Genomic DNA, 23974 nt, shown 5'->3' on the forward strand with positions numbered 1-23974 from the left:
CTCGTTCCACGAGATGTGGACGGAGTTGCGGCCGATCGGCCGCGACTCCGGCTCCGGCGGCTACCGCCGCCACGCCTGGACCGGCGCGGACACCGACTGCCGCGCCTGGTTCCGCGCGCAGGCCGAGAGCCGGGGCCTGGCCTACGAGCTGGACCGCAACGGCAACCAGTGGGCCTGGCTCGGCGACCCCGCAGCGGGGGATGCCGTCGTCACGGGTTCGCACCTGGACTCGGTGCCGGACGGCGGCGCCTTCGACGGCCCGCTCGGCATCGTCTCGTCCTTCGCGGCGCTGGACGAACTGCGCGCCCGCGGCGCCCGCCCGGACAAGCCCCTGGCGATCGTCAACTTCGGCGACGAGGAGGGCGCGCGCTTCGGACTGGCCTGCGTCGGCTCCCGGCTCACCGCCGGGCAGCTCACCCCGGACAAGGCCCGGCAACTGCGCGACGGCGACGGCGTCACCCTCGCGCGGGCCATGGAACGCGCCGGGCACGACCCCGAGGCGATCGGCCCGGACCCCGAACGCCTCGCGAGGATCGGCGCGTTCGTCGAACTCCACGTCGAGCAGGGCCGCTTCCTCGCCGACACCCCCCACGCGGTGGGCGTCGCCTCCGCGATCTGGCCGCACGGCCGCTGGCGGTTCGACTTCCACGGTGAGGCCAACCACGCGGGCACCACCCGCCTGGACGACCGCCACGACCCGATGCTGACGTACGCCGCCACCGTGCTCGCGGCCCGCGAAGAGGCCCGGTCCGCCGGGGCGCTGGCCACCTTCGGCAAGGTCGGCGTCGAACCCAACGGCGTCAACGCCATCGCCTCCCTGGTGCGCGGCTGGCTGGACTCGCGCGCGGCCGACGAGGCGACCCTCGCCGCGCTCGTCGCGCAGATCGAGCGGGCCGCGGTGGAGCGGGGCGGGCGGGACGGCGTCGCCGTCACCATGACCCGCGAGTCGTTCACCCCGGTCGTGGAGTTCGCCCACGACCTGCGCGACGCACTCGCCAAGCTGCTCGGTGGCGCTCCCGTGCTGCCGACCGGCGCGGGACACGACGCCGGCATCCTCTCCGAGGCGGTGCCGACCGCCATGCTGTTCGTACGGAACCCGACGGGGGTCTCGCACTCCCCGGCGGAGACCGCGACCGAGGACGACTGCGCGGCCGGGGTGACCGCGCTCGCCGACGTACTGGAGGGCCTGGCGTGTCACTGACCCCGCAGAGCTACTGGGCCGAGTACGCCTGGACCGGCGGCCGGGTCCGGGCGGGCGTGGTCGTGGAGGCCACCGCCGACGGCCGGATCGCCGCGCTGCGCACCGATGTGCCGGCGCCGCCCGTGGGTGCGGTCGCGCTGCGCGGGCTGACCCTGCCGGGCCTGGCCAACGCGCACAGCCATGCCTTCCACCGGGCGCTGCGCGGCACCGTGCAGGCGGGCGCCGGCACGTTCTGGACGTGGCGGGAGGTGATGTACGCGGTGGCCGGGCGGCTCACGCCCGAGAACTACTTCGCCCTCGCCAAGGCCGCGTACGCGGAGATGGCGCTGGCCGGCATCACCTGCGTCGGCGAGTTCCACTACGTGCACCACCGGCCCGGCGGCGCCCCCTACGCCGACCCCAACGCGATGGGTCAGGCCCTGATCGCCGCCGCCCACGAGGCCGGCATCCGCATCACGCTGCTGGACACCGTCTACCTCTCCTCCGGTTTCGGCGCCGCCCCCGAGCCGCACCAACTGCGGTTCAGCGACGGCGACGCGGAGTCCTGGGCCGAGCGCGCCGCCGTGCTGCGCGACGGCCCGCAGGTACGGATCGGCGCCGCCGTGCACTCGGTGCGGGCGGTTCCCGCGGGGGAGCTGGGCACCGTCGTGCGCTGGGCGCGGGACCGGCAGGCCCCATTGCATGTGCACCTGTCGGAGCAGCCCGCGGAGAACGAGGCCTGCCTGGCCGCGTACGGCGTCACCCCCACCCGGCTGCTCGCCGACCACGGCGTGCTCGGCCCGCGCACCTCGGCGGTGCACGCCACGCACCTCACCGAGGAGGACATCGCGCTGCTCGGCGGCTCCGGCACGACGATCTGCATGTGCCCCACGACCGAACGCGACCTCGCCGACGGCATCGGCCCCGCCCGGGCGCTCCAGGAAGCGGGCAGCCCGCTGAGCCTGGGCAGCGACAGTCACGCGGTGATCGACCTGTTCGAGGAGGCGCGCGCGATGGAGCTCGACGAGCGCCTGCGCACCCGCACCCGCGGCCACTGGACGGCCGCCGCCCTGCTGGCAGCCGCCACCGCCGACGGGCACGCCTCGCTCGGCTGGGCGGACGGCGGCCGGCTGGAGCCGGGCGCCCTCGCCGACTTCACCACCGTCGCCCTGGACTCCGCCCGCACCGCGGGACCGCCGCCCGGACTGGGTGTGGAGACGGCGGTCTTCGCCGCCACCAACGCCGATGTCCGGCACACCGTGGTCGGCGGGCGCCACATCGTGCGCGACGGGGCCCACCAGTTCGTGCGCGACGTGGGCGGGGCGCTGGCCGCCGCGATCGCCGAACTCTCCGCCGTCGAAGGAAGCCCCTCATGAGCAGCAGTGTCATCACCGGCATCGGCAGCCTGGTCACCAACGACCCGGCACTCGGCGAGGGCCCGCTCGGCCTGCTGGAGGACGCCGCCGTCGTCATCGACGGGGAGCACGTCGCCTGGGTCGGCCCCAGCGCGCAGGCGCCCGCCGCCGACGAGGCGTACGACGCGGCGGGACGGGCGGTCGTCCCCGGCTTCGTCGACTCCCACTCCCACCTGGTCTTCGCCGGCGACCGCACCCGCGAGTTCAACGCCCGCATGTCCGGCCAGGCCTACACCGCGGGCGGCATCCGCACCACCGTCGCCGCCACCCGGGCCGCGAGCGACGAGGAACTGCACGCCAACGTCGCCCGCTACGTCGCCGAGGCGCTGCGCCAGGGCACCACCACCATCGAGACCAAGTCCGGCTACGGCCTCACCCCGCACGACGAGGCCCGCGCGCTGCGGATCGCGGGCGACCACGCCGACGAGGTCACCTATCTCGGTGCTCACATCGTCGCCCCCGAGTACGCCGACGACCCCGCCGGCTACGTCGACCTCGTCACCGGCCCGATGCTCGACGCCTGCGCCCCGCACGCCCGCTGGGTCGACGTCTTCTGCGAGCGCGGCGCCTTCGACGGCGACCAGGCCCGCGCGATCCTCACCGCGGGCGCCGCCCGCGGCCTGGTCCCGCGCGTCCACGCCAACCAGCTCGGCCACGGCCCCGGTGTGCAGCTCGCCGTGGAGCTGGACGCCGCCTCGGCGGACCACTGCACGCACCTCACCGACGCCGATGTCGACGCCCTGGCGGGCGGCCGTACGGTGGCCACCCTGCTCCCCGGCGCCGAGTTCTCCACCCGCGCGGTCTACCCCGACGCGCGGCGGCTGATCGACGCGGGCGTCACGGTCGCGCTGTCCACGGACTGCAACCCCGGCTCCTCCTTCACCAGCTCGATGCCCTTCTGCGTGGCCGTGGCCGTGCGGGACATGCGCATGACCCCGGACGAGGCGGTGCGGGCGGCCACGTGGGGCGGGGCGCGGGCGCTGCGCCGCGAGGACGTCGGGCACCTGGCGCCGGGGGCGCGGGCGGACCTGGTGCTGCTGGACGCTCCCTCGCACGTGCACCTGGCCTACCGGCCCGGGGTGCCGCTGGTCTCCGCCGTGTGGCGGCGGGGGGTGCGGGTCCCGGCGTAGCGCTGCGCTTTGCTGTACCGGGTTTTTTCCCCGCCCGCCCGCCCGTGTGCCCGGCACGGTCTGGGCGCCCCGACGCGCGTTGTGTGGGGGCCGGGTTCGGGGCCTCCGGGGCTGCCATTCTGGACAGCACATTTAGGTGCCTCAAGCACTGTCGGCTGCGTGCCCCGGGTTGTGCACCCAAATATGCTCCACAGTCCAGAACACCACCCCTCCAACCCCGCCCCCTCCGTAGCTGCAAGCGCCTGATCCCCGGTGGGGGGTGTGAAGGCGGTCCGGGTGAGCGAACCCAGCAGAACGGCCCCCGCGCCTGGTGAGAGGGGCGGGGGCCGTTCCGCAGGAGAGAGCTGGAGGGGGTCAGTCCTCCACGAGCAGGCCGCGCCTGAGCCGTCCGAGGGTGCGGGTCAGCAGCCGGGACACGTGCATCTGCGAGATGCCCAGTTCCTGGCCGATCTCGGACTGTGTCATGTTGCCCACGAAGCGCAGCGACAGGATCTGCCGGTCGCGGTAGGGGAGCTCGGCGATCAGGGGCTTGAGGGACTCCACGTACTCGATCCCCTCCAGACCGTGGTCCTCGTAGCCGATCCGGTCGGCGAGCGCACCCTCGGAGTCGTCCTCCTCGGGCTGGGCGTCCAGTGAGCTCGCGGTGTACGCGTTGCTGGCGCTCATGCCCTCGACGACCTCGGTCTCGCTGATCTGCAGCCGCTCGGCGAGTTCCGCGACGGTCGGCGCGCGGTCCAGCTTCTGGGCCAGTTCGTCACCGGCCTTGGCCAGGTCCAGGCGGAGTTCCTGCAGCCGGCGCGGGACGCGCACGGACCAGGAGGTGTCGCGGAAGAACCGCTTGATCTCGCCGATGATCGTCGGCATGGCGAAGGTGGGGAATTCGACGCCGCGGCTCATCTCGAAGCGGTCGATGGCCTTGATCAGCCCGATCGTGCCGACCTGGACGATGTCCTCGACCGGCTCGCTGCGGGAGCGGAACCGGGACGCCGCGAACTTCACCAGGGCGAGATTGAGCTCGACCAGGGTGTTGCGCACATAGCTGTACTCGTGGGTGCCCTCCTCCAGCGTCTCCAGTCGCTGGAAGAGCGTTTTGGACAGCGCCCGTGCGTCCACCGGCCCCACCTCGTCGTAAGGCGGGATCTCCGGCAGGTCCTCCAGGCCCTCCGGGGTCCCGTACTCCTTGTGAACGGTGGTCTCCGTAGTCGCCGACGCGTCGCGCGCGTCGAGCCGGGATGCCATGCTCTCCTCCCTCGGTGCGGTGACGGGGGCATGCGGAACCAGGAATTCAGCCCACACTCCACGCCTACCCCGTTTGGCGCGGATATTGCAACTCGGGCCGGTCCTGTCCTGGCGCGGTCCCGGCAGGGGCCGCAGGTCTCCCGGAGCGACTACCACCGAGGTCAGGAAAGCGCGTAGGGTGCGAGATGCGCATGGCCGATTCATCCGGGAGGAGTGCGCATGGACCGCGAGATGGTCGGGACGACCGGCCGTGACCGGCTGCGTGTCGCTGTGAGCCGCTCGGGCACGAGCGCGGTCGTCGCGCCCACCGGTGAGCTCGACCACCACACGGCGGACCTGCTGCGCGAGCCGCTGGACCAGCTCGTCGAGGACGGTCACAGCACGCTCGTCGTGGACTGCACCGGTCTGGAGTTCTGCGACTCCACCGGACTGAACGTGCTGCTCGGCGCCCGTCTGAAGGCGGAGGCGGCCGGTGGTTCCGTCCACCTGGCGGGGATGCGGCCGGCCGTGGCCAAGGTTTTTTCGATCACCGGTGCCGAGGCCGTTTTCACCGTGCACGACACGCTGGACGACGCGCTCAAGGAGTGATCCTCCGGCGGGCCCCGCGCGGGGGCCCGTGCGGCGTGCCCTGGTCGCCCGGCAATCCGGATGTGTCCCGCGGGGAGGGCAGGGCAGGAGACACCTCGGGATCACATCTGACACTGGCGGACATCGGTGAGTGGAGGCGCTGATGAGCACCACGCGGCCCCCTGCGGCGGACGACCGCAACTCGGGCGGCGCGGACGCGCTGCCCTCCGGACCGGGGGAGGCCCAGGTGCGCAGACTCCATCTGTCGGGTGTCGCGGGCGCCGTGCCCATGGCACGTGACTTCACACGGCAGGCCCTGAACGACTGGGGCTGGCTCCCGGCCGACTCCGCGGACCGGCGGGCCGCCGCCGAGGACGTCCTGCTGGTCGTCTCCGAGCTGGTGACGAACGCCTGCCTGCACGCGGGCGGCCCCGAGGAACTGCGGCTGCACCGGCAGCCCAAATCGCTCCGTCTGGAGGTCGCCGACGGCGGCGTGGGCGACCCCGCCCCGCGGACCCCGCACCGCGCCGGCCGGCCGGGCGGGCACGGCATGTTCATCGTGCAGCGGCTCTGCCTGGACTGGGGTGTGCTGCGCGGCATGGACGGGCAGCCCGGCAAGACGGTCTGGGCCGAGGTCGCGGCTCCCGCGTAGCCGGCTCCCCGACCTCCACCGTTCCCCATCCCGGCGCATCCCGCGGTGCGTCGGTTTTCGTGCGACCGGGGCGACGACCTCGGCCGCCCCGCGCCACGTGACGGCCCGTCAGGGTCGCAGGACGCGCACCGCGTTGTGCCATGCCGGCTTCGCCAGGTCCTCCTGCGACCGGCCGCGGCGCGGCAGTTCGGCGAGGAGGCCGCGGAGGCGGCCGACGCGTGCGGACGGTGAGGACCGCGCTTCTTGCGGTTGTTCGTCGGTGGCCGGTGTCATTCCCTGCCGGGGGCGGCGGAGGCGTCCAGTTCCTCGATGGAGGCGTTGGACGGCCGCTCGTCCCGCAGGTCCGCCGCCACCGACTCCGCGTCCCGCAGGACGCGTACCGCGTTCCGCCACGCCAGCTTTGCCAGGTCCTCCCGCGACCAGCCGCGGCGCAGCAGTTCGGCGAAGAGCCGCGGGTAGCCGGACACGTCGCCCAGGCCCTCGGGCAGGTACGAGACGCCGTCGTAGTCGCCGCCGAGCCCGATGTGGTCGACACCGGCCGCCTCACGCATGTGGTCCAGATGGTCGGCGACGGTGCCGATGGTCGCGACCGGCCGGGGGTTGGCGTCCTCGTAGGCCCGCTGGACCGCCAGTGCCTGCGGCGTCTGGTCCAGCGGGTGCAGCCCGTGCGCGGTCATCTCGGCGTTGGCTCCGACGATCCACTCGGCCGCGGCGGGCAGCACGAACTGCGGCACGAAGGTCGCCATGGCGACCCCGCCGTTGTCCGGCAGGCGCTCCAGCACGTCGTCGGGCACATTGCGCACGTGGTCGCAGACCGCCCGCGCGGAGGAGTGCGAGAACAGCACCGGCGCCCGGGACACCCGCAGCGCCGCGCGCATCGTGTCGGGCGAGACGTGCGAGAGGTCGACGAGCATGCCGAGGCGGTTCATCTCGCGGACGACCTCCTCGCCGAAGGGGGTCAGACCGCCGTGCCGGGGCGCGTCGGTGGCCGAGTCCGCCCAGTCGATGGTGTCGTTGTGGGTGAGCGTCATGTAGCGCACACCCAGCGCGTACAACGTCCGCAGCACACCGAGGGAGTTGGCGATGGAGTGCCCGCCCTCGGCGCCCATCAGCGAGGCGATGCGGCCCTCGGCGCGGGCGGACTCCATGTCGTCGGCGGTGAACGCGGCCCGCAGGTCGCCGGGGTGGCGCCCGATCAGGCGCCGGACGCAGTCGATCTGCTCCAGCACGGCGGCGACGGCGTCCCCGCCGGCCAGGCCGCTGCGCACGTACACCGACCAGAACTGGGCGCCGACCCGCCCGGCCCGCAGCCGGGGGAGGTCGGTGTGCAGGTGCGCCGACTGGTCGGCGGCGATGTCCCGCAGGTCGAGGTCGTAGCGCACCTGCTCGCGCAGCCGCCAGGGGAGGTCGTTGTGCCCGTCCACGACGGGATCGGCATCGAGCAGTTCCCGTGCCCGCGCGAGCAGTTCGTCCCCGGTGCTCATCTACTTGCCTCCGAAACCGAAGCCGGCCGACCCCTCCACCTTGGCACGCAGGCGCTTGCCCTTCTCGGTCGCCTGCTGGTTCAGCTCCTCCTGGAAGTGCCGCATCCGCTCCAGCAGGTCGGTGTCGTGCGCGGCGAGCATCCGCACCGCCAGCAGGCCCGCGTTGCGCGCGCCGGCCACCGAGACGGTGGCGACCGGCACCCCGGCCGGCATCTGGACGATGGACAGCAGCGAGTCCATGCCGTCCAGGTACTTCAGCGGCACCGGAACGCCGATCACCGGCAGCGGCGTCACCGAGGCGAGCATGCCCGGCAGGTGGGCCGCGCCGCCGGCGCCCGCGATGATCGCCTTGAGGCCGCGCCCGGCGGCCTGCTCGCCGTACGCGACCATCTCGCGCGGCATGCGGTGCGCGGAGACGACGTCGACCTCGTAGCGCACCTCGAACTCGTCGAGTGCCTGGGCGGCGGCCTCCATGACCGGCCAGTCGGAGTCGGAACCCATCACGATGCCGACCAGGGGGCTGCTGCTCATTCGGTGATCGTCCCTCGCAGGTAGTCGGCGGCGTGCCGGGCGCGCTCGCGCACATCGGCCAGGTCGGCGCCGTAGGTGTTGACGTGACCGACCTTGCGGCCGGGCTTCACGTCCTTGCCGTACATGTGGATCTTCAGCTGCGGGTCCCGGGCCATGCAGTGCAGATAGCCCTGGTACATGTCGGGGTAGTCGCCGCCGAGGACGTTCGCCATCACCGTCCACGGCTGCCGCGGGCGCGGGTCGCCCAGCGGCAGGTCCAGCACCGCCCGCAGGTGGTTGGCGAACTGCGAGGTCACGGCGCCGTCCTGGGTCCAGTGGCCGCTGTTGTGCGGGCGCATCGCCAGCTCGTTGACCAGGATCCGGCCGTCCCGGGTCTCGAACAGCTCGACCGCGAGGTGGCCGACGACGCCCAGTTCCCTGGCGATGGTCAGGGCCAGTTGCTGAGCCTGCGCCGACAGCGCCTCGGGCAGGTCCGGGGCGGGCGCGATCACGGTGTCGCACACGCCGTCGACCTGGATCGACTCCACCACCGGGTAGGCCACCGCCTGCCCGTGCGGGGACCGCACGACGTTCGCCGCCAGCTCCCGCGCGAAGTCGACCTTCTCCTCCGCGAGCACCGGCACCCCGGCCCGGAACGGCTCGGCGGCGCCCGCCTCGTCGCGGACCACCCACACGCCCTTGCCGTCGTAGCCGCCGCGCACGGTCTTGAGCACCACCGGGTACCCGGCGCCCTCCGCCGCGAAGCGCGTCACGTCCGCCGGGTCGGCCACGATGCGGTGCCGCGGGCACGGCACGCCGATGGAGTCCAGTTTCGCCCGCATGACGCCCTTGTCCTGGGCGTGCACGAGGGCGTCCGGCCCCGGGCGGACGGCGATGCCGTCGGCCTCCAGGGCCCGCAGGTGCTCGGTGGGCACGTGCTCGTGGTCGAAGGTGATCACGTCGCAGCCGGCCGCGAACGCGCGCAGCGTCTCCAGGTCGCGGTAGTCGCCGATGACGACGTCTCCCGCCACCAGGGCCGCGGAGTCCACGGGGGTGTCACTGAGGAGCTTGAATCTGATGCCGAGCGGGATGCCCGCCTCATGGGTCATACGGGCGAGCTGGCCGCCGCCGATCATGCCGACTACCGGGAATGTCACAGTCACCAGGATATCTGGGTACGAATGACGCCCCGACCCCTGTCCCACCGGCCCCCCGGCTAGCATGAAGGCCTCTGACCGAAGACAGACGGGACCGGGCGATCACATGGGCGAAGTGACGGGGCACAGCGCCCGGCCGGCGGTGCTCACCGACCGCCTGTGGGGGATAGCTCGCGAGGTCGCCAAGTTCGGCGCGGTCGGCGGCGCGGGCGTGCTGGTCAACATCGGCGTCTTCAACCTCGTCCGGCACCTCACGGACCTCCAGGTGGTGCGCGCCAGCGTCATCGCGACCGTCGTGGCCATCGTCTTCAACTACGTCGGCTTCCGCTACTTCACCTACCGCGACCGTGACAAGGGCGGCCGCACCCGCGAGCTGGGGCTGTTCCTGCTCTTCAGCGCGATCGGGCTGGTGATCGAGAACGGCCTGCTCTACATGGCGACCTACGGCTTCCACTGGGACAGCCCGCTGCAGAGCAACGTCTTCAAGTTCCTCGGCATCGGGGTCGCCACCCTCTTCCGCTTCTGGTCCTACCGCAGCTGGGTCTTCAAGGCCCTGCCGAGCCACGGCGCCGTACGGCAGGCAGAATCGTTCCTGGCCGAAGCCGAGGGCGAGACCGTCGGCGAAGTGCCCGGCGCCCGCGTCGGACGCGCGGGCTAGCCGCCGCCCGACGTCACACCGGCGGTTCCTGGCGGGCCAGGAAGAGCGCGAAGACCGGCGGACGCTGCTGGAGCAGTTCCAGCCGGCCGCCGTCCGCCTCGGCCAGGTCCCGTGCGACGGCCAGACCGATGCCCGTGGAGTTGCGCCCGCTGACCGTGCGCTCGAAGACCCGGGCCCCCAGCTCCGGCGGCACGCCCTGGCCCTCGTCCGTCACCTCCACCACCACCTGGTTGCCGGTGACCCGCGTGGAGATCGCCACCGTGCCCGCGCCGTGCATCAGCCCGTTCTCCAGCAGCGTGGCCAGCACCTGCGCGACCGCGCCCGGCGTGCCCACCGCGCGCATCCGGTCGGAGCCCGTGGTGATGACCCGCCCCGCGCTGCGGTAGGCCGGGCGCCACTCCTCGACCTGCTGCTTGATCACGTCGTCGATGTCGAAGACCACCGCGGAACCCGTCCTCGGGTCCCGCGCGTTGGTGAGCAGCCGTTGCACGACGTCGGTCAGCCGCTCGACCTGGCCGAGCGCGATCGTCGCCTCCTCCTTGACCGTCTCCTGGTCGTCGGCGGTGGCGATGATCTCCTCCAGCCGCATCGACAGCGCGGTCAGCGGGGTGCGCAGCTGGTGCGAGGCGTCCGCGGCCAGCCGCCGTTCCGCGGTCAGCATGCGGGCGATCCGCTCGGCGCTGCGGTCCAGCACGTCGGCGACCCGGTCCAGCTCCGGCACCCCGTAGCGGCGGTGCCGGGGCCGCGGGTCGCCCGAGCCCAGCCGTTCCGCGGTCTCCGCCAGATCGGTCAGCGGACTGCCCAGCCGGCGCGCCTGCCGCACCGCCAGCACCACGGCGGCCAGCACCGCCAGCAGCGCCACCGCGAGGATGATCAGGAGGGTGCGGCCGATCTCCTGGCTGACCTTGCTCCGCGACTCCTGGACGACGACGGTCTCGCCGTGCTCGCCCGTCTGCTGGGAGGAGATCACCTTGCCCGTCGGCCGCGTGCCGATGACGATCGGGGTCTCGCCCGGGATCGTCACCCGCGCGTAGCGGTCCGGCGCGATCTGCTGGGACAGCACCGCGCGGCTGATCCGCTCGTCGCCGATGATCCGGCTCTCGACGATGCCGATCAGCCGGACCGCCTCCGAGTCCACGCTCTCCCTGGCGCTGTTCTCGATCGTCCGGGTCTCCACGATGACCAGGGAGACACCGAAGACGGCGATGACGACGAGCACCACGGCGAGCGTGGACTGGATGAGACGGCGGCGCATGAGTGAAGCGTCTCAGCTTTCCGGGGCGGACAGGTCCGCGGGCATCGCGTTCGGTTCGTTCAGTTCTTCTCGAACCGGAAACCGACGCCGCGGACGGTGGAGATGTAGCGCGGCGCGGCCGCGTCGTCGCCGAGCTTCTTGCGCAGCCACGAGATGTGCATGTCGAGCGTCTTGGTGGAGGACCACCACGTGGTGTCCCACACCTCGCGCATCAGCTGCTCACGGGTGACCACCCGCCCGGCGTCCCGCACCAGCACACGCAGCAGGTCGAACTCCTTCGCCGTGAGCTGCAGCTCCTCGTCGCCCATCCAGGCGCGGTGCGACTCGACGTCGATCCGCACCCCCTGGGTCGAGGGATGCTGCGCCTCCGCCGTGCCGCGCCGCAGCAGGGCCCGCACCCGGGCCAGCAGCTCGGCCAGCCGGAAGGGCTTGGTCACATAGTCGTCGGCGCCGGCGTCCAGGCCGACCACCGTGTCCACCTCGTCGGCGCGGGCGGTCAGCACCAGCACCGGGAATCCATGGCCCTCGGTGCGCAGCCTCCTGCACACCTCGAGCCCGTCCATTCCGGGCAGCCCCAGGTCGAGCACCAACAGATCGAAGGAGCCGAGCAGGGCGGCTTCGAGCGCCGCCGGTCCGTCCTCACGCACCTCGACCTCGTACCCTTCGCGGCGCAGCGCGCGTGCGAGCGGTTCCGAGATGGATGCGTCGTCCTCGGCGAGCAGTACGCGGGTCATGCGCTGATGGTAGTCCGCTCGGAGAAACCGCACGCCGGGCGGGCCGCGCGTGCTGTGAGACGCGTCTCAAGTCGCCCCATATAACACATGTGAAGCTGTCATAAAGTAACGAAAAGCCCGTATCGGTTCCCCCGTGGGACCTTTGGCGTTCATGTGACGTCAAGGGGCCCTACTGCCACGGGGCTGGTCCCCACCAGCATCAGTCATTGACCTGTAGGCCGGGGCCGCCGCCTGGGAAGGCGGCGGCCGTGGATCCCGGCGCGCCTTCGCGTGCGCCGGTGCCGGTCACCCCCCACCCGGGCGCGCCCCCCTCGCGCGGCGCGTCCCGAGCAGCAAGGAAAGCCCATGGCGTCCAGCCTGACTGAGGGCCTCGCCGCACGGAACAGCAGTTCCGGCGGCAGCTTCCTCGGCCACCCCCGCGGCCTGGCCACACTTTTCATGACCGAGACGTGGGAGCGGTTCAGCTACTACGGCATGAGGGCGTTGCTCGTCCTCTACCTGACGGCCTCGGTCGCGGACGGCGGCCTCGGCATGAAGGCCGCCACCGCCGGCGCCATCTACAGCGTCTACACCGCCACCGTGTACCTGCTGGCCATGCCCGGCGGCTGGTTCGCCGACCGCCTGTGGGGCCCGCGCCGCACCGTCGCCATCGGCGGCACGATCATCATGATCGGCCACTTCCTGCTGGCGGTGCCCGTCCGGGCCTCGTTCTTCGTCGGCCTGGTCTTCATCGCCGTCGGCTCCGGCCTGCTGAAGTCCAACATCTCCACGATGGTCGGCCAGCTCTACCCGGACCGGAACGACCCCCGCCGCGACGGCGGCTTCACGATCTTCTACATCGGGATCAACCTCGGCGCCTTCCTCGCGCCGCTGGTCATCGGCACCGTCGGCCAGAACGTCGACTGGCACCTGGGCTTCGCCCTCGCCGGCGTCGGCATGGGCCTCGGCCTCGGCCAGTTCCTGCTGGGCACCAAGCACCTCGCGCCGGTCTCCAGCGTGGTCCCCACGCCCCTGGACACCGCCGAGCGCGCCGGACTGCTGAAGAAGGCCCTGCTCTGGCTGGCCGCCGCGGTCGTCTTCTACGGCGTGGTCACCTTCAGCGGCCACTTCACGATCAACTGGGTGCTGTGGCCGCTCTCGCTGCTGGGCCTGGCGCTGCCGGCGTACTACTTCACGCGCATCCGCCGCGACCAGGAGCTCACCTCGGACGAGAAGACCAAGGTGACCGGCTACATCTGGTTCTTCGTCGTCGCCGCCGTCTTCTGGATGATCTATGACCAGTCCGGCTCGACCCTGACGGTCTTCGCCTCCGACCACACCGCGTCCAAGCTGTGGGGCTTCCACTTCCCCGAGAGCTGGTTCCAGTCGCTGAACCCGCTCTTCGTGATGGCCCTGGCCCCGGTCTTCGCCCTGCTGTGGATGAAGCTGGGCCGGAGGAACCCCAGCACCACCGTGAAGTTCGCGCTCGGCCTCGTCGGCATCGGCGCCTCCTTCGTCGTGATGATGCTGGCCCAGGCCGCCGCCTCCGGCGACACCCGGGTCACCCCGCTGTGGCTCGCCGTGGTCTACCTCATCCAGACCGCCGCGGAGCTGTGCCTGTCCCCGGTGGGCCTGTCGGTGACCACGAAGCTGGCCCCGGTCAAGTACGCCAGCCAGATGATGGGCCTGTGGTTCCTCGCCGTGACGGCGGGCGACTGCGTGGCGGCGATTCTTCAGCTGGTCATCGGGGAGGGGTTCCTGTCGGAGACGGCCTTCGCGATTCAGGGCGGCGTGGCGCTGGCGGCGGGTGTGGCGTTCGTGCTCTACCGCAAGCGGGTGGTCGCCCTGATGGGCGACGTGCACTAGCGGTTCCGCTGCGCTGGCCGCCTGGGTTTTTTCCCCGCCCTCCCTCCCGATTGCCCGGCGCGGTAAGTGCGGGCCCCGCTGCGTACGTTGGGGGGTTCGGCGCCGCTCCGAAGTCCGTCCTCGGGGCTCGCGGTCTACGCCAACGTGTTGCGCACCGCGGTCTCCGCTCGTCCCCTGCGGGCGGACCCCGGCGCACCCCCTCCCGGGGTCGGCTGGGGCGGCTTACGGCCGGTGGGGGTGCTGTGGGCGGTGACGGCTGCGCACTTGGACGGCGCTGCGCCTACGGGTGCCCGAGCACGGTGCCGCCTCTACACCACCCACCGGGGATCAGGCGCATGGCGAGACGGAGGGGGCGGGGTCGGAGGGGTGGATGTGCTGGACGTTCGGCATATTTGTGTGCGGCACCCGGGGCGAACAGTCGAAGGCACTGGAAACGCACGTAAATATCCAGTCCAGGACGTGCAGCCCCGGAGGCCCCGAACCCGGCCCCCACACAACTTGCGCCGGGGCGCCCAGACCTTGCCGGGCACACGGGCGGGAGGGCGGGGAAAAGGAACTCCGGACCGGAGGCGTCAGGGGCCCGCATGCCGCCCGCAGGGCTACGCGTTGGGGCGGCCCATCGCCCTGAACGTCCACCCCGCATCCCGCCACGCCGCCGCGTCCAACGCGTTACGCCCGTCGATGATGTGCCGCTGCCCCGCCACGGCCCCCAGCGCCCCCGCGTCGAGCTCGCGGAACTCCTGCCACTCCGTCAGGTGCAGCACGACCTGGGCGCCGCGTACCGCCTCCAGCGCGCTGGGCGCGTAGCCGAGCGTGGGGAAGAGGCGGCGGGCGTTGTCCATCGCCTTGGGGTCGTAGACGGTGACCTGGCCGCCCTGGAGGTGGATCTGCCCGGCGACGTTGAGCGCGGGGGAGTCCCGTACGTCGTCCGAGTCCGGCTTGAAGGCCGCGCCCAGCACCGCGACGCGCTTGCCGAGGAAGCCGCCGCTGCCGCAGGCCTCGCGGGCCAGTTCGACCATGTGGGCCCGGCGCCGCATGTTGATGGAGTCGACCTCGCGCAGGAACGTCAGGGCCTGGTCGGCGCCGAGTTCGCCGGCGCGGGCCATGAAGGCCCGGATGTCCTTGGGCAGGCAGCCGCCGCCGAAGCCGATGCCGGCCCGCAGGAACTTCTTGCCGATGCGCTCGTCGTGGCCGATGGCCTCCGCGAGCTTCATGACGTCGCCGCCGGCGGCCTCGCTGACCTCGGCCATGGCGTTGATGAAGGAGATCTTGGTGGCGAGGAAGGCGTTCGCCGCGGTCTTGACCAGTTCGGCGGTGGGGTAGTCGGCGACGACGAACGGCGTGCCCTCGGAGACCGGGGTCGCGTAGATCTCGCGCAGCAGTTTCTCGGCGTGCTCGGAGGCGACGCCGACCACGATCCGGTCGGGGTGCAGGGTGTCCTCGACGGCGAAGCCCTCGCGCAGGAACTCCGGGTTCCACGCCAGTTCCGCCTGGTGGCCCGCGGGGGCGAGTTCGGCCAGCCGTCCGGCCAGCCGCGCCGCGCTGCCGACCGGCACCGTCGACTTGCCGACGACGAGGGCGGGACGGGTCAGGTGCGGGGCGAGCAGGTCGAAGGCGGACTCGACGTAGCTCATGTCGCAGGCGTACTCGCCGTGCTTCTGCGGGGTGTTGACGCAGACGAAGTGGACGTCGCCGAAGGCGGCGACCTCCTCCCACGACGTCGTGAAGCGCAGCCGGCCGCTCGCGCCGGGCAGGCCCGCGACATGGCGGCCCAGCAGTTCCTCCAGGCCCGGCTCGTACATGGGGACCCGGCCCGCCGACAGCGTCTCGATCTTGGCGGGGTCGATGTCCAGCCCCAGCACCTCGAAGCCCAGCTCCGCCATCGCGGCGGCGTGCGTGGCGCCCAGGTAGCCGGTGCCGATCACGGTGAGCTTGAGGGCCATGGAGGCTCCCTCCCTGGTGGTGGCCGGTCTGTGCTGCCGAGCATAACCGCGGGGGGTGACGTCCTCCCGTCCGCCCGGTGCGTCGAGGTTGGCGGGTGTGTGGTGCCCGTGTGACGGGACGGGTGCCATGGGCATGGCCATGGACGGCCTCGGCGCGCCACAATGCCCCGTACGCACGCGTGGGGAGCGGGTGCACAGTGTGGGGGTGGGGCGTGACGACGACGGATCCGGTCGGTCACAAGGACACGACTGTTGAGGAAACGCCGGGGGACGGGGCCGCGCGCGGCCGCAAGCGGCGCCGCCGCACCCGCAGGGTCCTGCTGGGGGCGCTGACGCTGCTGGCGGCGGGGGTGGTCGCGGTGGCGGGAACACTGTGGTGGGCGGTGGACCACTACACCGGCAAGGTGAGCCGGATCCCGAACGTCTTTCCCACCAATGTGCCCGCGAGCGAGCAGCCGGCTCCCGCCAAGGGCGGTGAAACGTTCCTCCTGGTCGGCGTGGATGCCCGCTCCGACCTGCCCACCACCGGCGAGAACGCGCAAGCGCCGGAGTGGAGGCGCGGCGCCCAGCGCAGCGACACCATGATGCTGGTCCACCTGCCCGCCGACCACCGGCACGCCTACGTGGTCTCGCTGCCCCGCGACAGCTGGGTCACCGTCCCCGGCAACGGCAAGGCCAAACTCAACGCCGCCTTCTCCTGGGGCGGTCCCCCGCTGCTCATCGACACCGTGCAGCGGCTGACCGACGTCAAGGTCGACCACCTCGCGGTGATCGACTGGAGCGGCTTCCGGACCCTGACCGACGCCATCGGCGGTGTCGACCTCGCGGGCCGGCACATGAACGGCGACCAGGCCCTGACCTATGTCCGCGAGCGCTACCACCTGCCCCGCGGCGACCTGGACCGCACCCACCGCCAGCAGGCCTTCCTCCGCGCGGTGATCGCCAAGACGCTCACCCCGTCGACGATGAGCAGCCCGCTCAAGGCCAAGCACCTGCTGGACCAGGTCACCGGGGTGGTCAGCGTCGACGACCGGCTCTCCGACGGCGACCTGCGCGACCTGATGTGGAAGATGCGCGACGTCCGGGCCTCCGACATGGTCTTCATGAACGCGCCCGTCGGCGGGCTCGACATGATCAAGGGCCAGTCGGTCGTGCTGCTCGACGAGAGCGGCAGCTCCCAGCTGTGGGAGGCCCTGCGCAACGACACCATGGCCGACTACGTCGCGGGCCACTCCCTGGACCGGCTGGGCGCCAGTACGCCGTGAGGGCCGGGAAGCGCCCGCTTCCCGGCCCTCGGTCCCGGTCGTCGTGCCCGGCTCACGAGTCGGGGGTGACGGTGACCTTCTCGTCGTTCTTCAGCTCGGAGATCAGCTGCTTCACCTTCGGCATGTCCCACTTCAGGGAGCTGCCCGCGCTGGTGTTGATCGAGCCGGCGGTCGGCATGTTCATCGACAGGCCGTCACCGCTGTTGACGCCCTTCATCGCCCAGAACATCGAGACCAGGTTCCACAGGCTCATGTCCTTGTCGACGATCAGGGTGTCCAGGCCCGAGCCCATCACCGGGTAGAGCTTGAACGGGTTGAGCACCGTGCCCGGGGTCGCGGTCTGGGACGCGAGGGCCGCCAGGAACTTCTGCTGGTTCTTGGTCCGGCCGAGGTCGCCCTCCGCCTCCTGGTACCGCTGGCGGACGAAGGCGAGCGCCTCGTCGCCGTTGAGGGTCTGGGTGCCCTTCTTGATGTGCAGGCCGGAGTTCTTGTCGTTGATGTCGCGCGGGATGTCCAGCTCGACGCCGCCGACCGCGTCCACGATGTTGGCGAAGCCGGCGAAGCCGATCTCCGCGTAGTGGTCGATGTGCAGGCCGGTGTTGTACTCGATGGTGCGCACCAGCAGCGTCGGGCCGTCGACCGAGTAGGCGGCGTTCAGCTTGTTCTGCCCGGGGGACTTGAACGTCTTGCCCGACTCGGATCCCTTGAAGTCCGGGATCGTGACGTAGGAGTCGCGCGGGAGCGAGATCAGCGAGTTCCCGTTGTCGCCGACGTGCAGGATCATCATGGAGTCCGTGCGCTTGCCCGCGGCGGAGCCGGTGTGCAGCTGCTTCTTCTGGTCGCCGGACAGGCCCTCGCGGCTGTCGGAGCCCACGATCAGGTAGTTGGTGCCCTTGCCGGTCTCCGGCCGGTCGATCACCGTGCCGAGGTCGACCTCGCGGCGCACCTTGCCGTCGGCCCATATGTAGGTGCCGATGGACCAGGCGAGCACGACCACCACCAGCGCCAGCAGGGTCACCTTGACCCGGCGTGCGCGGCTGCCCGGGCGGGGAGGCCGGCCGGCGGTCGTGGGCGGGCCGTAACCGCCCCCGTCGCCGCCGTACCCACCGCCGCCGCCGTAGGCGGGCGCGGGGGCGGCAGGGCTGCCGTACCCCTGCTGGCGCGGGACGCTGCCGGGGCCCGCCGCCGCGCGGCGCGGGGAGAGCTCGGGGGGCAGCGGGGGCTCGGGCGTCTGCTGCTGCCGCTGGTTCCTGTTGTCGGACCAGCCGTCGGGCCATGCGTTCATGTACGGCAGTGTGCCCGTTCCGAGGGCCGAGCAGGAGATCGGTTCCGCTTCTGCAGCAGAGCTGATGCAAAGGTCACAGGACTGCCGCTTCGCTGTGACCCAATGCGCCCGTCCCGCCTCATCCCGTGAGGTGGGTGGGCAGGTCCGTGTGCGTCTCGATCATCCCGGCCGCCTGCTCCAGCAGTTCGTGCGCCAGGTTGGAGCAGGCCCGGGACGCGGCCACGTCCTCCCCGATGCGCAGGTCCGGTTCGTCGCCGGGATTGCGCCGGGAGTACCCGTGCCCCACGACTCCCGGGGCGCCGTCGCCGGCCAGCGACGCGGTGCAGGCGGTGCGGTTGCCGTCCTCCTCCAGGGTCAGCTTGATCGTCCAGGTCTTCTCCATGGCGCTCACCTCAAGGACACGCTCGGATGGCGGGTTTCAACAAGAACATCCCCTTTTGACAGCATCCGCCCGCCCCCGTCCCCGGGCAAGGTGTGCCGGGCGGAGGGCGCCGCGGGCCACTGCATAGGCTGGGCCCATGTTCGAAGAGCCTGCCCCGCACCCCGTCGCGGCCAAGCCGACCTCCGCCTCGCGGATCACGCTGGCGCACATCATGACCCAGAACGACACGAACCTCCTGGGCACCGTGCACGGCGGTGTGGTCATGAAGCTGGTGGACGACGCCGCGGGCGCCGTCGCCGGCCGCCACTCCGAGGGCCCGGCCGTGACCGGCGCCATGGACGAGATGGCGTTCCTGGAGCCGGTGCGGGTCGGCGACCTGCTCAAGGTGCAGGCTCAGGTCAACTGGACCGGCCGGTCCTCCATGGAGGTCGGCGTGCGGGTGGTCGCCGAACGCTGGAACGAGTCGGGACCGGGCACCCAGGTGGCCAGCGCCTACCTGGTCTTTGTCGCCGTCGACGCCGAGGGCAAGCCGCGCTCGGTGCCGGAACTGCTCCTGGAGACCGACCGGGACCGCCGCCGCTACCAGGAGGCCCAGATCCGGCGCACGCACCGGCTGGCCCGCCGCCGGGCGATCATGGAGCTGCGCCAGAAGCGGGCCGCCGAGGGGCTGGACGACTGACCGCGGTCAGCCGCACAGCATGCGGTCGCCCCGGACCGGCCTGATGCCCACCGGCTCGGGCCGCGGCTGCGGCGCGGGGGCGGGCTCCCCGGCCCGTACCGGCGTGACGCCCCGGTAGTCGGCGCCCACGATCACCCGCAGCACCGGCCCGAGCCCGGGCACGGCCCGCAGTTCCGCGTACGGCAGCGCGGTGCCGAGGGCGGCCGCGGAGCGGTCCCAGCCGGGGTCGTAGTGGATGACGGTGTACTCCGCGTCGTGCCGCGTGGTGTTGCCCGGCATCCCCGTGGTGCGGAAGCCGGTGCCGCGCAGGTCCTTGTCGGCGCGGGCGCCGAGGCCCGTGACGGCGGTGCCGTTGTTGACCTGGACGTGGATCGAGCCGGGCGGCACGTCCACCCGCTCGGGACTGCGCGAGGGTGCGGGCGTCCCGCTCGCGGGGGCGGCGGCCGGGCCGGCCAGGGGCCGGTCCGCCCGCAGGGCGTCGAAGAGCCGCTTGGCGCCCTCGGTGGACCAGCGCACGGTCGAGCCGACCCCCTGGACCCGGAAGGGCGTCGGTTCCACCGGTACCGTCGCGAACTCCAGCGACCCCACCCCGAAGCCGCCGCGCAATCCGGTGACCAGCGAGATCAGGTCGTCCGGTGTGGTCTGCCGGTCGGTGCGCACCGAGCCGAGCGCGGCGGTGGCGACCTGTTCGAGCTTGGCCGGGTTGCGCAGCAGCCCGGTCTCGGTCGCCCGGCGCACCAGGGCCGCCAGGAAGCGCTGCTGGTGGCCCATGCGGGTCACGTCCATGGCGTCCTGGCCGAACCCGGAGCGGACGTACTGGAGCGCGGCGCCGCCGTTCATGCGGACGGTGCCGGCGGGCAGGTCGATCCCGGTGTAGCGGTCGCTCAGCGGATGCGCGGTGCACACGTCGACGCCGCCCACGAGGTCGACGGCCTTCATGAAGCGCCCGAAGTCGATCTCGGCGTAGTGGTCGACCCGCAGCCCGGTCAGCTTCTCGACGGCGCCGACGGTCAGCGCGGGGCCGCCGTCCCCGTACGCCCACTTCAGCTTGCCGGGGCGGGGGAGCTCGGCGTAGGAGTCCCGCGGCAGGCCGACCACGCTGATCCGGCGGCCGTCCCGCGAGACGTGCGCGAGCATCATCGTGTCCGAGCAGTTGCAGGGCCGGCCGCCCAGGTGCCAGCGGCTGCGCTGGGCCGCGGTGAGGCCGCGGCGCAGGTCGGTGCCGACGATCAGGTAGTTGGTGCCCTTGGTGGATCCGGCGCGGCTGCGCTGCCCGCCGAGGGCGTCCACGTGCGCGAGACGGCTGTCCATGTGCGCGAGCACGGCGTGCCCGATCCCGCTGGCGGTCAGGATGACCAGCGAGACCGCGCCGAGGAGGCGCATCCCGCGGCGCACCGGGGGCCGGCGGGCGGCGGGCGCCGGCGGGCGGCGGCGAGCGGCGGTCATAACGGCACGTTAAACAGTCATACCGTCCTACGGTATGAGCCTCGCCCGGGCCTGCACACCGCTGTCATCCGTTCGCGGTAACGTGTGCGGCTGTGAACGCTGCGACCCCCCACCTGCCGCCCGCCGTTTCCGTGATCATGCCGGTGCTCGACGAGGAGCGCCATCTGCGCGCCTCCGTCCGGCACATCCTGGAGCAGGACTACGCGGGCGAGCTGGAGGTCGTCATCGCCCTCGGCCCCTCGACGGACCGCACCGACGAGATCGCCGCCGAGCTCGTGCGCGAGGACCCCCGGGTGCACACCGTGCCCAACCCCACGGGCCGCACCCCCGCCGCCCTGAACGCGGCCATCAAGGCCTCCCGGCACCCCGTCGTGGTCCGGGTCGACGGCCACGGCATGCTCTCCCCGGACTACATCAAGACCGCGGTGCGGCTGATGGACGAGACCGGGGCCGCCAACGTCGGCGGCATCATGCACGCCGAGGGCGAGACCGACTGGGAGCGCGCCGTCGCCGCCGCCATGACCTCGAAGATCGGCGTCGGCAACGCGGCCTTCCACACCGGCGGCCAGGCGGCCCCCGCCGACACCGTCTACCTGGGCGTCTTCCGCCGCGAGGTGCTGGAGCAGCAGGGCGGCTACAACGAGGAGTTCATCCGCGCCCAGGACTGGGAGCTGAACTACCGCATCCGCGAGGCCGGCGGCCTGATCTGGTTCTCGCCCGAGCTGCGGGTCTCCTACCGGCCGCGGCCGAGCGTGCGGGCGCTGGCCAAGCAGTACAAGGACTACGGCCGGTGGCGCCGCGTCGTCACCCGCTACCACCAGGGTTCGGTCAACCTGCGCTACCTCGCGGCCCCCGGCGCCGTCCTGGCGATCGCCGCGGGCGTCGTCGTCGGCGCGGCCGTCACCCCGCTGGGCTTCGTGGTCCCCGGCGGCTACCTGGCCGCCATCGCGCTGGGGTCGCTGCCGGCCGGCAAGGGGTTGCCCCTCGCGGCGCGGGCACAGATCCCGGTCGCGCTGGCCACGATGCACATGTCCTGGGGCTTCGGCTTCCTCACCAGCCCGCGTTCGCTGGCCCGCCGGGTCATCGCCAGCCGCCGTCCCGCGGTGCGGGCGACGGCCGACGCCGACGCGTGACACCCGAGGCCGGGCCCCGCGGGGCCCGGCCTTCGCGTCCTACCAGCGGTAGTACGGGTTGACCTTCATGCACGCCGACTTGTCGGAGGCGTTGAGCGCGTTCGCGCTGTCCAGCACTTCCTTGGTGTCGGACGAGCTCTGCTTCGGGTAGCTCGTGCCGGTCGTCCAGTCGGCCCCGACCACCAGCGTGATCCCTGAGGCCTGGTCGGACTTCTTCACCGAACTCGTCGGCATCCCCAGCGACTTCGCGACCTCCAGGGCGTTCGCCTGCTGGTCGTCGGAGGCGTAGGTCACCGTCGAGCCGGACTGCGACTGCGGGGTGCTCTCGGCGGCCGCCTGCGTGAAGCCCAGCGCGAGGAGGCGGTCGGAGATCGCCTTGGCCCGCCCGGGGACGGCGGCCTGGGAGGCCGTGCCGGTGCCGTTCTCGACGGTGACCGCGATGTCCGTCTTGGCGTCGGGCTTCGCGGTCGGGGTGGCCGTCGGCTTCTTCTTCTCGCTCGCCTTGCCGTCGACCGCCTGGTCGTTGCGGAGCAGCGTGAAGAGCTTGGTCGCCGCGGGGGTCGGCACGACGTGGGCGTTCGGGTCCTGCGGGTCGGCGCCCCACGGCATCGTGGTCATCGTGATCCGGCCGGTGGGGACGCCCTTGAGGTCGTTGCCGAGGTCGTAGAGCTTCTTGACCGTGCCGAGGCCGGTGTCGACCGTCAGCGCCTTCGTGGCGCTCTCCGCGAGGCCCGTGAGCGCCCCCGGGTCGGTGAGTTTCGTGCCGGACTTCAGCTGGCGCACCATCGCGTTCATGTACATGTGCTGGGCGTGGGTGCGGCCGATGTCGCTGCCGTCCTCGAAGCCGTGGCGGGTGCGCAGCCACTGCAGGGCCTGCTGGCCCCTGATGGTGTGGTCGCCGGCGGTGAGCTTGAGCCCGGACTTCTTGTCCCAGACGTTGCTCTTGACGCAGACCGGGACGCCGCCGACCGCGTCGGCCATGGACACCACGCCGGCGAAGTCGATCATCATGAAGTGGTCGATGGATATACCGGTCAGGTTCTCCCAGGTGGCCACGGTGCAGCCCGGACCGCCGTGCCCGAGGCTGGCGTTGATCGTCTCCGCGCTGGTCTCGGGGTAGACCGTGCCGTCGTCGGGGTCGGTGCACTTGGGGATGGTGACCCGGGTGTCGCGCGGGATGCTGACCACGGTCATGTTGCTGCGGTCGGCCGAGACGTGCAGCAGCATCTGGACGTCGGCCAGCGGCTTGCGGTTCGCGTCGGCCTTGGCCCCGCCGAGCTTCTGGTTCTCCTTGGAGGCCCGGCTGTCCGAGCCCAGCAGCAGGATGTTGAGCGGTGTCTGCCCGGCCGCGTTCGCCTTGCTCTTGTCGACCTTGCTGTCGCCGAGGTTGAGAGCGTCCTTGCGGATGTTCGCATTCAGGTGCTCGTAGTAGGCCCAGGCGGCGCCGGCCGACCCGACTATCGCGAGCGATGTGACGATCGCCACCCAGCGCAGCGTGCGCCGCTTGCCCTTCTTGCGGCGGCGGTTGCCGCGCCGGCCCGGACCGCCGGCGCCCCCTGCGTCGTCGTCGCCGTCGCCGTCACCCGGACCGCCGGTGCGCGGGTCGGTGGCGGCGGAGTCGTCGTCGTACTCCTCCTCGGGGGCGTACGGCTCGGGCTCGGGCCGGTACACCTCGTGGTCGAAGGCCGAGGGCTGGTACGCCGTGGTGTCGTAGGGGGCGTACTGCTGCTGCCCCTGCGGCTGAGGCTGCGGCTGCTGCTGGTAACCGCCGCCGTACGAGGGCTGCTGCGGAATGTACGGTGCTCCGTCACCGCCTCTGTACGGAGCGTTGCCCCACCCGGGTTCATGAGGTTCGCGAGGGGCGTTGAGCCCCCCAGGGGCGCTGCCGTGGCGCATTCAGGCCTCCCATGGCGCGCTGGACACTCCGGTCGACTGCCGCGCCGAGGCGCCGCGCATCGTGGGTGATTCTCAGCTGCGCGACTGTCAAAGCCCTGTGGGGTCCGACAGAGATGCTC

Annotated in this window: 21 protein-coding genes; 10 read left to right on the plus strand and 11 right to left on the minus strand. The window is 72.2% G+C overall.

The window, feature by feature from the left end; genetic code table 11:
- Positions 1-13 precede the first annotated feature (13 nt).
- From ABZ883_RS28305 to hutI, 3 genes are read left to right on the plus strand one after another with little or no spacing between them, the layout of a single operon-like run.
- Positions 14-1201, plus strand: a complete 1188-nt coding sequence (locus ABZ883_RS28305) for an allantoate amidohydrolase (protein WP_360911039.1) — start codon at positions 14-16, stop codon at positions 1199-1201.
- Positions 1192-2556 (plus strand): formimidoylglutamate deiminase, encoded by a 1365-nt coding sequence (locus tag ABZ883_RS28310; protein WP_360910929.1) that lies wholly within the window; start codon positions 1192-1194, stop codon positions 2554-2556. Before ABZ883_RS28305 ends, ABZ883_RS28310 begins: the two co-directional genes overlap by 10 nt.
- Positions 2553-3725 (plus strand): imidazolonepropionase, encoded by a 1173-nt coding sequence (hutI, locus tag ABZ883_RS28315; RefSeq protein ID WP_360910931.1) that lies wholly within the window; start codon positions 2553-2555, stop codon positions 3723-3725. The genes ABZ883_RS28310 and hutI overlap by 4 nt, the downstream gene beginning before the upstream one ends.
- Before the next feature lie 354 nt (positions 3726-4079).
- Here the strand turns inward: hutI and ABZ883_RS28320 are convergent, their stop codons facing one another.
- Positions 4080-4964 carry an RNA polymerase sigma factor SigF gene (locus ABZ883_RS28320; RefSeq protein ID WP_360910933.1) on the minus strand — a complete coding sequence of 295 codons (885 nt, stop codon included), beginning with the start codon at positions 4962-4964 and terminating at the stop codon, positions 4080-4082.
- A gap of 219 nt (positions 4965-5183) precedes the next feature.
- Here ABZ883_RS28320 and ABZ883_RS28325 point away from each other — a divergent pair, with 219 nt between their 5' ends.
- Both ABZ883_RS28325 and ABZ883_RS28330 read left to right on the plus strand, forming a co-directional pair.
- Entirely contained in the window at positions 5184-5552 is a 369-nt protein-coding gene (locus tag ABZ883_RS28325; RefSeq protein WP_360910935.1) for an STAS domain-containing protein, read from the plus strand.
- A gap of 142 nt (positions 5553-5694) precedes the next feature.
- The gene (locus tag ABZ883_RS28330; RefSeq protein ID WP_360910937.1) at positions 5695-6183 is read left to right on the plus strand and encodes an ATP-binding protein; all 489 of its coding nucleotides are present in this window, start codon (positions 5695-5697) and stop codon (positions 6181-6183) included.
- Between the two features lie 269 nt (positions 6184-6452).
- On the opposite strand, the gene ABZ883_RS28335 is transcribed toward ABZ883_RS28330, so the two are convergent.
- The 3 genes from ABZ883_RS28335 to ABZ883_RS28345 are packed head-to-tail and all read right to left on the minus strand — an operon-like array spanning position 6453 to position 9334.
- Positions 6453-7667 (minus strand): dipeptidase, encoded by a 1215-nt coding sequence (locus ABZ883_RS28335; protein ID WP_360910939.1) that lies wholly within the window; start codon positions 7665-7667, stop codon positions 6453-6455.
- Positions 7668-8198, minus strand: a complete 531-nt coding sequence (gene purE, locus ABZ883_RS28340) for a 5-(carboxyamino)imidazole ribonucleotide mutase (protein ID WP_360910941.1) — start codon at positions 8196-8198, stop codon at positions 7668-7670.
- Positions 8195-9334 carry a 5-(carboxyamino)imidazole ribonucleotide synthase gene (locus tag ABZ883_RS28345; RefSeq protein ID WP_360910943.1) on the minus strand — a complete coding sequence of 380 codons (1140 nt, stop codon included), beginning with the start codon at positions 9332-9334 and terminating at the stop codon, positions 8195-8197. The genes purE and ABZ883_RS28345 overlap by 4 nt, the downstream gene beginning before the upstream one ends.
- A 106-nt stretch (positions 9335-9440) precedes the next feature.
- Between ABZ883_RS28345 and ABZ883_RS28350 the strand changes: the two genes are divergently transcribed.
- Positions 9441-9992, plus strand: a complete 552-nt coding sequence (locus tag ABZ883_RS28350; protein WP_360910945.1) for a GtrA family protein — start codon at positions 9441-9443, stop codon at positions 9990-9992.
- A 13-nt stretch (positions 9993-10005) separates the two neighbouring features.
- Here the strand turns inward: ABZ883_RS28350 and ABZ883_RS28355 are convergent, their stop codons facing one another.
- Together ABZ883_RS28355 and ABZ883_RS28360 are read right to left on the minus strand one after the other, a co-directional pair.
- On the minus strand, positions 10006-11247 hold the full coding sequence (locus tag ABZ883_RS28355) for an ATP-binding protein (RefSeq protein ID WP_360910947.1): 1242 nt from the start codon (positions 11245-11247) through the stop codon (positions 10006-10008).
- A gap of 59 nt (positions 11248-11306) precedes the next feature.
- Complete coding sequence (locus tag ABZ883_RS28360) at positions 11307-11981, minus strand: response regulator transcription factor (RefSeq protein WP_018559726.1); 675 nt, start codon at positions 11979-11981, stop codon at positions 11307-11309.
- Between the two features lie 345 nt (positions 11982-12326).
- On the opposite strand from ABZ883_RS28360, the gene ABZ883_RS28365 reads away from it, so the two are divergent.
- Positions 12327-13826 (plus strand): oligopeptide:H+ symporter, encoded by a 1500-nt coding sequence (locus ABZ883_RS28365; protein WP_360910949.1) that lies wholly within the window; start codon positions 12327-12329, stop codon positions 13824-13826.
- A 599-nt stretch (positions 13827-14425) separates the two neighbouring features.
- On the opposite strand, the gene ABZ883_RS28370 is transcribed toward ABZ883_RS28365, so the two are convergent.
- Positions 14426-15769: a UDP-glucose/GDP-mannose dehydrogenase family protein gene (locus tag ABZ883_RS28370; protein ID WP_360910951.1), complete on the minus strand. Its 1344-nt coding sequence runs from the start codon at positions 15767-15769 to the stop codon at positions 14426-14428.
- 212 nt (positions 15770-15981) lie between these two features.
- Between ABZ883_RS28370 and ABZ883_RS28375 the strand changes: the two genes are divergently transcribed.
- Complete coding sequence (locus ABZ883_RS28375; protein ID WP_360910953.1) at positions 15982-17034, plus strand: LCP family protein; 1053 nt, start codon at positions 15982-15984, stop codon at positions 17032-17034.
- 52 nt (positions 17035-17086) lie between these two features.
- Here the strand turns inward: ABZ883_RS28375 and ABZ883_RS28380 are convergent, their stop codons facing one another.
- Both ABZ883_RS28380 and ABZ883_RS28385 read right to left on the minus strand, forming a co-directional pair.
- Positions 17087-18319 carry an LCP family protein gene (locus ABZ883_RS28380; RefSeq protein ID WP_360910955.1) on the minus strand — a complete coding sequence of 411 codons (1233 nt, stop codon included), beginning with the start codon at positions 18317-18319 and terminating at the stop codon, positions 17087-17089.
- 118 nt (positions 18320-18437) lie between these two features.
- Positions 18438-18701, minus strand: coding sequence for a DUF1876 domain-containing protein (locus tag ABZ883_RS28385; RefSeq protein ID WP_360910957.1), 264 nt, complete (start codon positions 18699-18701; stop codon positions 18438-18440).
- 136 nt (positions 18702-18837) lie between these two features.
- Here ABZ883_RS28385 and ABZ883_RS28390 point away from each other — a divergent pair, with 136 nt between their 5' ends.
- A complete protein-coding gene (locus ABZ883_RS28390; RefSeq protein ID WP_360910959.1) occupies positions 18838-19380 on the plus strand; it encodes an acyl-CoA thioesterase in 543 nt (180 codons plus the stop codon).
- Between the two features lie 6 nt (positions 19381-19386).
- Here ABZ883_RS28390 and ABZ883_RS28395 read toward each other — a convergent pair whose 3' ends face one another.
- Complete coding sequence (locus ABZ883_RS28395; RefSeq protein WP_360910961.1) at positions 19387-20826, minus strand: LCP family protein; 1440 nt, start codon at positions 20824-20826, stop codon at positions 19387-19389.
- Positions 20827-20918: 92 nt separating this feature from the next.
- Here ABZ883_RS28395 and ABZ883_RS28400 point away from each other — a divergent pair, with 92 nt between their 5' ends.
- Complete coding sequence (locus ABZ883_RS28400) at positions 20919-21959, plus strand: glycosyltransferase family 2 protein (protein WP_360910963.1); 1041 nt, start codon at positions 20919-20921, stop codon at positions 21957-21959.
- Between the two features lie 39 nt (positions 21960-21998).
- On the opposite strand, the gene ABZ883_RS28405 is transcribed toward ABZ883_RS28400, so the two are convergent.
- The gene (locus tag ABZ883_RS28405; RefSeq protein WP_360910965.1) at positions 21999-23855 is read right to left on the minus strand and encodes an LCP family protein; all 1857 of its coding nucleotides are present in this window, start codon (positions 23853-23855) and stop codon (positions 21999-22001) included.
- Between the last annotated feature and the right edge of the window lie 119 nt (positions 23856-23974).

Origin of the sequence: Streptomyces sp. NPDC046977 (assembly GCF_040644455.1) — a bacterium.
Taxonomy (GTDB): domain Bacteria; phylum Actinomycetota; class Actinomycetes; order Streptomycetales; family Streptomycetaceae; genus Actinacidiphila.